Source organism: Amycolatopsis sp. NPDC024027 (assembly GCF_040638975.1).
Taxonomy (GTDB): Bacteria; Actinomycetota; Actinomycetes; order Mycobacteriales; family Pseudonocardiaceae; genus Amycolatopsis.
Genome location: NZ_JBEZYY010000008.1, coordinates 219,173 through 232,207 on the forward strand (window position 1 = coordinate 219,173; position 13,035 = coordinate 232,207).

Below are 13,035 nucleotides of genomic sequence, written 5' to 3' on the forward strand. Positions count from 1 at the left end.
ATGGACACCGAACAGAAGCTTCGCGACTACCTCAAGCGCGTCACGGCCGACTTGCGGGAGACCCGGCAGCGGCTGCGCGCCGCCGAGGCCAAGGACAGCGAGCCGATCGCGATCGTGTCGATGAGCTGCCGGCTGCCCGGTGGGGTGCGCGATCCGGAGGCCGCGTGGCGGCTGCTCGTCGACGAGCGGGACGTGATCAGCGAGTTCCCGGCCGACCGCGGCTGGGACACCGACGCGCTCTACGACCCGGACCCGGACCGCGCGGGGCACACCTACACCCGCTCGGGTGGCTTCCTCGAGGACGCCGGCACGTTCGACGCCGGGTTCTTCGGCATCTCGCCGCGCGAGGCGACGGCCATGGACCCGCAGCAGCGGCTGCTGCTCGAGCTCGCCTGGGAGGCGTTCGAGCGCGGCGGGATCGACCCGTCCTCGTTGCGCGGCAGCCGGTCCGGGGTTTTCGTCGGCGCCAGCAACCAGGGCTACGGTTCCGGCCCGATCGCCGCCACCGAGGACATCGAAGGGCACGTGCTCACCGGCAGCTGCACCGCGGTGCTGTCGGGCCGGCTCGCCTACAGCTTCGGGCTCGAGGGCCCCGCGGTCACCGTCGACACGATGTGTTCCTCGGCGCTCGTCGCGCTGCACCTCGCGGTGCGGGCCCTGCGCGCGGGCGAGTGCTCGATGGCCGTCTCCGCCGGTGCGACGGTGATGGCGACGCCACGGTCCTTTGTGGAGTTCAGCCGTCAGCGCGGGCTCTCCGCCGACGGCCGTTGCCGGGCCTTCGCGGCCGGTGCCGACGGTACCGGCTGGAGCGAGGCCGTCGGCGTGCTCGTCCTCGAGCGGCTGTCCGACGCCAGGAAGAACGGCCACCCGGTGCTCGCCGTCGTGCGCGGCAGCGCGGTGAACTCCGACGGGGCGTCGAACGGGCTCACCGCCCCGAACGGACCGTCGCAGCAGCGCGTCATCCAGGACGCGCTCGCCGACGCGAGGCTGGACCCCTCGGACGTCGACGCGGTCGAGGCGCACGGCACCGGGACCACGCTGGGCGACCCGATCGAGGCGCAGGCGTTGCTGGCCACCTACGGCGCGCGGCGGCCGGCCGAGCGGCCGCTGTGGCTGGGCACGATCAAGTCCAACATCGGCCACACCCAGGCTGCCGCCGGCGTGGTCGGCGTGATCAAGATGGTGCTGGCGATGCGGTACGGCAGCCTGCCGCGCACGCTGCACGTCGACGCGCCGAGCCCGCACGTCGACTGGTCGCCGGGCACGGTCCGGCTGCTGACCGAGCGGACGCCGTGGCCGGACGGCGACGGCCCGCGGCGTTCGGCGGTGTCGGCGTTCGGCGCGAGCGGCACCAACGCGCACGTGATCCTCGAACAGGCGCCGGAGCCGGAAGCGACCGAGGACGCCGCACCGGCCGCGCGTCCGGGCCCGGTGACCTGGCTGCTCTCGGGACACGACGACGACGCGCTCCGGGCGCAGGCCGCGCGGCTGCTGTCCGCGGTGGGCAACGAGGACGCGCCGAGCCCGCTCGACATCGGGTTCTCGCTGGCGAGCACGCGGGCCGCGCTGCCGAGGAGGGCCGCCGTCGTCGGCTCGGCCGTCGAGGAGCTGACCGCGGGGCTGCGGGCGCTCGCCGGCGGCGAGTCCGCCGCCAACCTGCGCGTCGGCACCGCGCGGGCCGAGGGCCGCGCGGTACTGGTCTTTCCCGGCCAGGGTGCGCAATGGGCCGGGATGGCGGCCGAGCTGCTCGACACCGAGCCGCGGTTCGCCGAGCGGATCGCGGACTGCGAGCGCGCACTGGCTCCGTTCGTCGGCTGGTCGCTGACCGCCGTGCTGCGGGGCGAGGACGGCGCGCCGGGCCTCGACCGGGTCGACGTGGTGCAGCCGGCGCTGTTCGCGATGATGGTGTCGCTCGCGGAACTGTGGCGGGCCAACGGAATTCGCCCGTCCGCGGTCGTCGGGCACTCGCAGGGTGAGATCGCGGCGGCCTGCGTTTCCGGCGCGCTGTCCCTGGAGGACGCCGCCCGCGTGGTGGCGCTGCGCAGCATCGCCATCGCCGCGGAGCTGGCGGGCCGGGGCGGGATGGCCTCCGTCGCGGCTCCCGTCGAGCGGGTCCGCGAGCTGCTCGAGCCGTTCGCCGACCGGCTTTCCGTGGCGGCCGTCAACGGGCCGAGCGCGGTCGCCGTGGCCGGCGAACCCGGCGCGCTCGACGAGCTGCTCGCCGCCTGTGGGGCCGACGGCGTGCGCGCCAAGCGCATCCCCGTCGACTACGCGTCGCATTCGGCGCACGTCGAGTCGCTGCGCGAGCGCCTGCTCGCCGACCTGGCTCCGATCGAGCCGCGCGCCGGCCGGATCCCGTTCTTCTCGACCGTGACCGCCGCCTGGCTGGACACGCGCGAGCTGACCGCCGAGTACTGGTACACCAACCTGCGCGGCACCGTGCGGTTCGACGAGGCGGTGCGCGCCCTGCTCGACGAGGGGCGCGACGCGTTCGTCGAAGTGAGCGCACACCCGGTGCTCACGACGGGCATCCAGGAGACCATCGAGGACCGCGGGGCCGACGCGTTCGCCGTCGGGTCGCTGCGCCGCGGCGACGGCGGCCTCGGCCGGTTCCTGCTGTCGGTGGCCGAGACCCAGGTCGGTGTCCTCGAACCGGACCGGATCGCGCCGTTCGCGGATTCGGGTGCGCGCAAGGTGGATCTGCCGACGTACGTTTTCGGCGGCACGCGCTACTGGCTGGAGACCGCCACGGCGAGCGGTGACGTCTCGGGTGCCGGCCTCGGCTCGCCGGATCACCCGCTGTTGGGCGCGGTGATGACGCTCGCCGAGTCCGAGCAGGTCGTGCTGACGGGCCGGTTGTCCGCGCGCACGCACCCGTGGCTGGCCGACCACGAGGTCGGCGGCCGCGTGCTGCTGCCCGGCACGGCGTTCCTCGAACTGGCGGTGCGCGCCGGTGACCAGGTCGGCTGCGGCGTGGTCCGGGAGCTCACCCTGGAAGCGGCCCTGCCGCTGCCGGAGAACGGCGCGGTGGTGCTCCAGCTCGCCATCGGCTCGCCCGACGGCGACGGTGCGCGTTCGCTGGTCATCCACTCGCGACCCGAGGACACCGGCGACGACCGGCCGTGGACGCGGCACGCGACCGGGGTGCTCGAACCGGACGCGTCCGTGCCGGCTCCCGAGGCCGGGCCGTGGCCGCCCGAGGGCGCCGTCGCGCTCGACCTCGGCGACCCGTACGAGACGCTCGGCGAGCGCGGGTACGGCTACGGCCCGGTGTTCCGGGGCCTGCGCACGGTGTGGCGGCTCGGCGACGAGGTGTTCGCCGAGGTCGAACTGCCCGAGCAGGCTCGCCGGGACGCCGCCGGGTTCGGCCTGCACCCGGCGCTGCTCGACGCGGCGCTGCACGCCATCGGCTTCACGGGAGCCTTCGATGACTCCGGTTCGCCGTTGCTGCCGTTTTCCTGGAACGGAGTGCGGCTGCACGCGAGCGGCGCCACCGCGCTGCGGGTCCGGCTGACGCCGGCCGGCCACGGCGCGGTGTCGCTCGCGCTCGCCGACCCGCTCGGCGAGCCGGTGGCGACCGTCGATTCGCTCGCGCTGCGGCCGTTCGCCGCGCCGGACACCGCCCCGGACCGCGGCCACGACTCGCTGTACTTCGTCGACTGGGTGTCGGTCGGCGAGCCGGGGCAGGAGACGCCCCGGTGCGCGGTGCTCGGCGACGACCCCGCGGGTGTCGTTCCGGCGAGCCTGCCGGCCGAGGCGTATCCCGAGCTGGACGCGCTGCCCGACGAGGTGCCCGAGCTGGTTTTCCTGCCGCACTCGGGAGCACGCACCGGTGACCTCGCCGAGGCCACGCGAACGGCGACGAAGCAGGTGCTCGCGGTCGTCCAGCAATGGCTGGCCGACGAGCGGTTCGCCGGCGCGCGGCTCGTGGTCGTCACCCGCGGCGCGATCGGCACGCCCGGCGGCCCGGTGACCGACCTCGCCGCGTCGGCGGCCTGGGGCCTGCTCCGGTCCGCCGCCTCCGAACACCCCGGCCGGGTCGTGCTGCTCGACCTCGGCGCCGCCGAGGCGACGTCCGGCGAGCTGCCCGACGGGCTGTTCGGCGCGCTGCGCTCGGGCGAGCCGCAGCTGGTCGTCGCGGACGGCCGGGTGTGCGCGGCGAGGCTGGCGAAGCTGCCGGCGCACCACCCGGCACTGGTCCCGCCGGAGCACGGCGCGTGGCTGCTCGGCACCGCGAAGAAGGGCGCGCTCGACGGCCTCGCGCTGCTGCCCGCGGCCGCGGCGGACGAGCCGCTCGGCCACGACGAGGTCCGCGTCGAGGTCCGGGCCGCGGGGCTGAACTTCCGGGACGTCCTCATCGCACTCGGGATGTACCCCGGTGACGACGCCATGATGGGCAGCGAGGCGGCCGGCGTCGTGACCGAGACCGGCGCCGGGGTCACCGGGCTCGCCCCCGGCGACCGCGTGACCGGCATCTTCCGCGGGAACTGCATCGCGACCGTCGCGATCACCGACCACCGGCTGCTCGTGCCCATGCCGGACGGCTGGACGTTCGAGCGGGCGGCCGGCGTGCCCGTGGTGTTCCTGACCGCGTACTACGGCCTCGTCGACCTCGGCCGGATCGCCGCCGGGCAGCGCGTTCTCGTGCACGCCGCGGCCGGCGGCGTCGGCATGGCCGCCGTCCAGCTCGCGCGCCACTTCGGTGCGGACGTCTTCGGCACGGCGAGCGAGGGCAAGTGGCCCGCACTGCGCGAGCTGGGCCTCGACGACACGCGCATCGCGTCGTCGCGGGACCTGAGCTTCGCCGAGCGGTTCGCCGGGGACGGCATGGACCTCGTGCTGAACTCCCTCGCCGGCGAGTTCGTCGACGCCTCGCTGGGCCTCCTGCGCGACGGTGGCCGGTTCGTGGAGATGGGCAAGACCGACGTCCGCGACGCCGAGGAGGTCGCCGCCGCCGGGGTCTGGTACCGGGCGTTCGACGCGGTGGAGGCCGCGCCGGAACGCGTCCAGGAGATCTTGACCGAGGTGCTGCGGCTGTTCGCCGAGGGCGCGTTGCACCCGCTGCCGTCGCGCGTGTGGGACGTGCGCCGCGCGCCCGAGGCCTACCGGTTCGTCAGCCAGGCACGCCACGTCGGCAAGGTGGTGCTGACGGTTCCGCGGGCCCGCCCGGCGGACGGCACCGTGCTGCTCACCGGCGGCACGGGAACGCTCGGCGCCGAGATCGCCCGCCACCTGGCCGCCACCGGCACGCGCCGGCTGCTGCTGCTCGGGCGGCGCGGCGCGGACGCACCGGGTGCGGCCGAGCTGCGGGCCGAGCTCACGGACCTCGGTGCCGAAGTCGACATCGTCGCCTGCGACGCGGCGAACCGCGAGGAGCTGGCGAGCGCGCTCGCGCGGATTCCGGCAGCGCATCCGCTGACCGCCGTGGTGCACCTCGCCGGCGTGCTCGACGACGGCGTCGTCGAGTCGCTCACCCCGGACCGGCTCGACGCGGTGCTGCGGCCCAAGGTGGACGCCGCGTGGCACCTGCACGAGCTGACCAGGGAGCTCGACCTCGCGGAGTTCGTGCTGTTCTCGGCGGGCGCCGGGATCTTCGGCGACGCGGGGCAGGGCAACTACGCGGCTGCCAACAGCTTCCTCGACGCGCTCGCGCAGCACCGACGGGCGAGCGGCCTGCCCGCCGTCGCGCTGGCGTGGGGCTTCTGGGCGCAGCGCAGCGGGATGACCGCGCACCTCACCGACGCCGACGTGGCGCGGCTCCGCCGCATCGGGGTGGCGCCACTGTCCACAACGGAGGGTCTGGCGCTGTTCGACCGCGCGCGGCGGCTCGACGAGGCGGTGCAGGTGCCGATCCGCCTGGACCAGGCGGCGCTGCGGGAGCAGGCGCGCACCGGCTCGCTGCCGTGGCTGCTGCGCGGGCTGGTCCGGACGCCGTCGAGGCGGGCCGCGGCCGGGGGCCCGGGCGGCGAGCCGGCGTTGCGCCGCAGCCTCGCCCGGCTCGGCGAGGCGGACCGGACCCGGACCCTCGTGGAGCTCGTCCGGGCCGAGGCTTCCGCCGTGCTCGGGCACGCGGGCGCGCTGATCGAGGCCGAGCGTCCGTTCCGCGACCTCGGCTTCGACTCGCTGACCGCGGTCGAGCTGCGCAACCGGCTGAACGCGGCCACCGGGCTCAAGCTGACCGCCACGCTCGTCTTCGACTACCCCACCCCGGCGGTGCTCGCCGGCCACCTGCTCGCGGAGCTGCTCGGCGAGGACCCCGTCCGCGGGGAAGCCGCGCCGGCCGCCCGGGTCGCCGACGAGCCCATCGCGATCGTGGGCATGGCCTGCCACCTGCCCGGCGGCATCCGGAGCCCGGAGGAGTTCTGGCAGCTGCTGTCTTCCGGCGGCGACGTGATCTCCGGCTTCCCGGCCGACCGCGGCTGGGACCTCGACCGGCTCTTCTCCGCCGACGACACCGCGGCGGGCACGACCTACGCGCGGGACGGCGGGTTCCTGCGCGACGCGGCCGAGTTCGACCCGGCGTTCTTCGGCATCTCGCCGCGCGAAGCCGCGGTGATGGACCCGCAGCAGCGGCTGCTGCTCGAGGGCGCGTGGGAGACGCTCGAGCGGTCGCGGATCGACCCGGCGTCCCTGCGCGGCTCGTCCACCGGCGTCTTCATCGGGGCATCCCACCAGGGTTTCGGCGCCACCTCCGACGGTGTGGCCGCCGAGGCGCAGGGCCACCTCGTCACGGGTTCGTCGACGAGCGTGGTGTCCGGCCGGATCGCCTACGCCCTGGGGCTCGAAGGGCCCGCGCTCACCGTCGACACCGCGTGCTCGTCGTCGCTCGTGGCGCTGCACCTGGCGATCCGCGCGTTGCGCGGCGGCGAGTGCACGCTAGCGCTCGCCGGGGGAGCGGCGGTGATGGCCGATCCGATCGGCTTCGTCGGCTTCAGCCGCCAGCGCGGGCTCGCCACCGACGGCCGGTGCAAGGCCTTCTCCGCGCAGGCCGACGGCATGGGGCTGGCCGAGGGCGCCGGGATGGTGCTCGTCGAACGGTTGTCGGACGCACGCCGCAACGGGCATCCGGTGCTGGCCGTGCTACGGGGCTCGGCGGTGAACCAGGATGGTGCTTCGAACGGCCTGACGGCGCCGAACGGTCCGTCGCAGCAGCGGGTGATCCGGGCGGCGCTGGCCGACGCGGGCGTCGAACCGTCCGATGTGGACGCCGTCGAGGCGCACGGGACCGGGACTCCGCTGGGCGACCCGATCGAGGCACAGGCGCTGCTCGCGACCTACGGGCAGGACCGGGACCGGCCGCTGTGGCTCGGTTCGGGCAAGTCCAACGTCGGGCACGGCCAAGCCGCCGCCGGGATCACCGGCGTCATCAAGATGGTGCTCTCGCTCCGCAACGAGCTTCTGCCGCGCACGCTGCACGCCGAGGAGCCCTCGCCGCACGTGGACTGGTCGGCCGGCGATGTGCGGCTGCTGACCGGACAACGGTCGTGGCCGGCCGGGGAGCGGCCCCGGCGGGCCGCGGTGTCGTCGTTCGGGATGAGCGGCACGAACGCGCACGTGGTGCTCGAACAGGCGCCGGACGTCGGCGAAGCCCCGGCGCGTCCCGGTTCGCCGGTCGTGCCGTGGGTGCTGTCGGCGCGGTCCGCGGCCGCCCTCCGGGAGCAGGCGGCCCGGCTGGCCTCACACGTGGAGTCTTCGCGGGAGCGGCCCGTCGACGTCGGCTACTCGCTCGTCTCGTCGCGGTCGTCGTTCGAACACCGGGCGGTGGTGGTGGGTTCGGCCGCCGCGGACCTGGCAGCCGGGCTGACCGGCGCGGGCGCGGTCCGCGGCGTCGCCGACGTCACCGGCCGGGTGGCTTTCGTGTTCCCCGGCCAGGGCGCCCAGTGGGCAGGCATGGCGGCGGAACTGCTCGGCTCGTCGCCGGTGTTCGCGGCGCGGATGGCGGAGTGCGCCGCCGCGTTCGGCGAGCTGGTCGACTGGTCGCTCCAGGACGCGCTGACCGACGCCGCGCTGCTGGAGCGGGTCGACGTCGTGCAGCCGGTGTCCTTCGCGGTGATGGTGTCGCTGGCCGCGCTCTGGGAATCGCGCGGCATCCACCCGGACGCCGTGGTCGGGCACTCGCAAGGGGAGATCGCCGCCGCCTGCGTGTCCGGGGCGTTGTCGCTGGCGGACGCCGCGCGCGTCGTGGTGCTGCGGAGCAAGGCCATCGCGGAGTGCCTCTCGGGGCACGGCGGCATGGCCTCCGTCGCGTTGCCCGCCGAGGAGGCCGAGCGGCGGATCGCCGCACTCGGCGGGCGGGTCGCCGTCGCCGCCGTCAACGGCGTCTCGTCCGTGGTGCTGTCCGGCGACCCCGACGCGCTGGCCACCGTCGTGGCGGAGTGCGCGGCGGACGGTGTCCGCGCCAAGGTCATCGCCGTCGACTACGCGTCGCACTCGCCGCACGTGGCGGCCATCGAGGACCGGTTGGCCGCGGACCTCGCTTCGATCGAGCCGCGCGCGCCGCGGGTGCCGTTCCTCTCGACCGTGACCGGCGAGTGGGCCGACGGGACCACGGTGGACGGCCGCTACTGGTACACGAACCTGCGCGAGCCCGTCCGGTTCGAGGCCGCGATCCGCGTCCTCGCGGCCGAGGGCTGCACCGCGTTCGTCGAGGTGAGCTCGCACCCCGTGCTGTCGATGGGCGTCCAGGAGACGCTCGACGAGATCGCCGGGGAGCCGACGGTGGTCGTCGGCACGCTGCGGCGGGGCGAGGGCGGCGAAGCGCGGTTCCTCACCTCGCTGGCGGAGCTGCACGTGCGTGGCGTCTCACCGGACTGGGAGGCGGTCTTCGCCGGCCACGAACCGCGGCTCGTCGACTTGCCGACCTACGCGTTCCAGCGGCAGCGGTACTGGCTCACGCCCGAGCGCGGTTCCGCCCCGGCGGTGGACACGGCCTTCTGGGACGCGGTCGACCGCGAGGACCTCGAAGGGCTGGCCGGTCAGCTGGCGCTGCCGGAGGACGAGCTCGGCACGGTACTGCCCGCGTTGTCGTCGTGGCGGCGCCGCAGCCGGAACAAGTCCATTGTGGATGAATGGCGCTACCGCATCACGTGGAAGCCCGTTGCCGCGAAGGAAGCCACCCTCTCCGGCGAGTGGCTGCTGGTCGTCGGCGAAGGGGTGGCCGAGGAGACGGTCACGAGGATCGTGACGGCGCTCGCCGCCGCGGGCGCCGAATCGGAGGTCCTCCGAACCGACGTCGCCGATCGGGAGAGCCTGGCCCGTGAGCTGTCCGGCAAACACCCGGCGGCCGTCCTCGGTCTCCTCGAAGCGCAGGCCACGCTCGCGCTGCTCCAGGCCCTGTCCGAGGTGGAAATCGACGCGCCACTGTGGCTGGTGACGAGCGGCGCGGTGTCGACCGGACGGTCGGACCCGCCGCGCGTGCCCGCGCAGGCCCAGATCTGGGGCCTCGGCCGGGTGTTCGGGCTCGAAGAGCCGAACCGGTGGGGTGGGCTCGTCGATCTGCCGGATAAGTTCGACGAGCGAGCGGCCCGCCGGCTGGTCTCCGTCCTGGCCGGAACCGGCGGCGAGGACCAGGTCGCGGTGCGGGACAGCGGGGTCCTGGCCCGGAGGCTCGTGCGTGCGCCGTTGCCGGCCACCGCTGCCGGGCGGGACTGGACGCCGCGAGGCACGGTTCTCGTCACGGGCGGGACCGGGGCGATCGGCGGGCACGTCGCCCGGTGGCTGGCCGGGCGGGGAGCTGAGCACCTCGTGCTGACCTCGCGCGCGGGCGAGGCCGCCCCCGGTGCGGCCGAGCTGGCCGCCGAACTGCGCGAGCTCGGCGCCGAGGTGACGATCGCGGCGTGCGACGTCGCGGACCGGGACCGGCTCGCCGGGTTGCTGCGCGAGCTGGCGGATCGAGGCGAGCCGGTGCGTGCGGTCATGCACGCCGCCGGCGTCGACGGAGTCGCCGCCCTCGCCGACACCACGCCCGCCGAGCTCGCCCGCGTCGCCGCGGCCAAGGTCCGCGGGGCCGCGAACCTGCACGAACTGCTGGTCGGAACGGAACTCGACGCGTTCGTCCTGTTCTCCTCCAACGCCGGGGTGTGGGGTGGCGGCGGGCAGGGCGCGTACGCCGCCGCAAACGCTTTCCTCGACGCGCTGGCCGAACGCCGCCGGGCCGACGGGCTGACGGCGACCTCGATCGCGTGGGGTGCGTGGGCGGGCGACGGCCTCGCCGCGACCGACGTCGCGGAGCGGCACTTGAGCCGGCGCGGCGTGCGGGGAATGGCTCCCGAGCTCGCGATCCTCGCGCTGTCGCAGGCCATCGCGCACGACGAGACGTTCCTGGCCGTCGCCGACGTCGACTGGGGGCGGTTCGCCCCGAGTTTCGCGGCCGCCCGCCGGAGGCCGCTGCTCGACGAGCTTCCCGAGGCCGTCCGCGCTCTGCGGGACGCCGAGCCCGCCGACGATCCGGCCGGGCCGTCGCTCGCGTCGCGGCTGGCCGCGCTGCCGGAAGGGGACCGGGCGCGCGAACTGCTCGAGATCGTCCGTTCGCAGGCGGCCGCGGTACTCGGCTTCGAGACCGCCGAAGCGGTCGACGCCGAGCGCGCCTTCCGCGAGCTCGGTTTCGACTCGCTCACCGCCGTCGAGCTCCGCAACCGCCTCGCCGGCGAGACCGGGCTGCGGCTGCCGACCACGCTGGCGTTCGACTTCCCGTCCGCGACCCGGCTCGCGCAGCACCTCGCCGGGCTCGTCGCGGGCGAGCCGGGCCACCGTGCCGTGCGGCCGGTGGTCGCGGTCGCCTCGGACGAGCCGATGGCGATCGTGGGCATGAGCTGCCGGTACCCCGGTGACGTCCGGTCTCCCGAGGACCTGTGGGACCTGGTGTTCCGCGGCGAGGACGCGCTGGGCGAATTCCCGGCCGACCGGGGCTGGGACCTCGCCGGCCTCGACGATCCCAAGGCGAAGGACTACGCGCGGATCGGTGCGTTCGTCCGCGACGCCGCCGAGTTCGATCCGGCGTTCTTCGGGATCTCGCCGCGCGAGGCGACCGCCATGGACCCGCAGCACCGGCTGCTGCTGGAGACGTCGTGGGAGGCGTTCGAGCGGGCCGGGATCGATCCGCTGTCGGTGAAGAACAGCTCGACCGGCGTCTTCGTCGGGTGCGGCAGCCAGCACTACGGCGCCGGGCTGCGCGAGGTCCCCGAAGAGCTGCGCGGGCACCTGCTCACCGGCGGGTCGAGCGCGGTCGCGTCCGGCCGGATCGCCTACACGTTCGGGCTGGAAGGGCCCGCCGTCACGGTGGACACGGCGTGCTCCTCGTCGCTGGTCGCGCTGCACCTGGCCGCGCAGGCGCTGCGGCAGGGCGAATGCACGATGGCGCTGGCCGGCGGGGTGAGCGTGATGGTCACCCCCGGCGCCTACGCCGAGTTCGGCCGGCAGGGCGGCCTCGCCGCGGACGGCCGGATCAAGGCGTTCGCCGAGGGCGCCGACGGCACCGGCTGGGGTGAGGGGGCCGGCATGCTGCTGCTGACCCGGCTGTCCGAAGCCCGGCGCCGGGGCTACCCGGTGCTCGCCGTCGTGCGCGGTTCGGCGGTGAACTCCGACGGCGCCTCCAATGGGCTCAGCGCGCCGAACGGCCCTTCGCAGCAGCGGGTGATCCGCCAGGCACTGGCCAACGCCGGCCTGGAACCGTCCGAAGTGGACGCCGTCGAAGGACACGGCACCGGCACCGCGCTCGGTGACCCCATCGAGGCGCAGGCGCTGCTGGCGACCTACGGCGACGGCCGGGACCGGCCGCTGTGGCTCGGTTCCGTCAAGTCGAACATCGGGCACACGCAATCCGCCGCCGGTGCGGCCGGCGTGATCAAGATGGTGCAGGCCCTCCGGAACGAGGTGCTGCCGCGCACCCTGAACGTCGACGCACCGTCGGCGCAGGTGGACTGGAGCGCCGGCGACATCGAGCTGCTGACCGAGCCGGTGCCGTGGCAGCGCAACGGACACCCCCGCCGGGCCGGGATCTCCGCGTTCGGGGTCAGCGGGACGAACGCGCACGTGATCGTCGAGGAGGCGCCGGCCCCCGGCGAGGCCGAGCCGATCGAGCCGGAGCAGTCCGGTGGCGTGGTTCCGCTGGTGGTGTCGGGTCGTGGTGGCGCGGCTCTCCGTGCGCAGGCGGGGCGTCTTCAGTCTTTTGTGGACGGTCGTCCGGAGCTCGGGGTGGCTGAGCTGGGTGCGGCGTTGGTGTCGTCGCGGGCGGTGTTCGAGGACCGCGCGGTGGTGCTGGCGGCGGATCGGGCCGGAGCGTTGGCGGGTCTGGCTGCGCTGGCGGACGGCGGTTCGGTTCCGGGTGTGGTGTCGGGTGCCGTTTCGGGCGGTCGTTCGGCGTTTCTGTTCTCGGGTCAGGGTGCGCAGCGGCTGGGTGCCGGGCGAGAGTTGTATGAGTCGTTCCCGGTGTTCGCCGGTGTGGTGGATGCGGTGTGCGCGCAGGTGGACGGTTTGCGTGGGGTGATGTTCGGTGACGATGCCGAGTTGTTGAATCAGACGATGTATGCGCAGGCGGCGTTGTTCGCCGTCGAAGTGGGTTTGTTCCGGCTGGTGGAGTCGTGGGGTGTCCGACCGGATTTCCTGGTCGGGCATTCGATCGGTGAGCTGGCGGCGGCGCATGTTGCGGGTGTGTTCTCTTTGGAGGATGCGTGCGTGTTGGTGGCGGCGCGTGGCCGGTTGATGCAGGCGCTGCCTGCCGGTGGCGTGATGGTCGCGCTGCAGGCCACGGAGGCCGAGGTGTTGCCTCTGTTGGTCGAGGGTGTGTCGGTGGCGGCGGTGAACGGCCCGTCGTCGGTGGTGCTTTCTGGTGATGAGGACGTGGTCGAGTCGGTCGTGGCCCGTTTCGAGGGCCGGAAGACGCGTCGGTTGTCGGTGAGTCATGCGTTCCATTCGGCGCGGATGGAGCCGATGCTGGCGGAGTTCCGGCGGGTCGCCGAGGGTTTGACGTTCCACGCCTCCGAGATTCCGATCGTCTCCAACGTGACGGGGACACCGGCCGAAGACCTGACCTCGCCG

The 13,035-nt window shown here is 74.6% G+C and carries 1 protein-coding gene (running past one end of the window); it reads left to right on the plus strand.

What is annotated here, in order from left to right:
• Positions 1-13,035, plus strand: the 5' portion of a protein-coding gene (locus tag AB0F52_RS21860; protein WP_360173754.1) for a type I polyketide synthase. The gene runs 4,071 nt beyond the window's last position; 13,035 of the gene's 17,106 nt are visible here — the first part of the coding sequence; its start codon is at positions 1-3; the stop codon falls past the right edge of the window.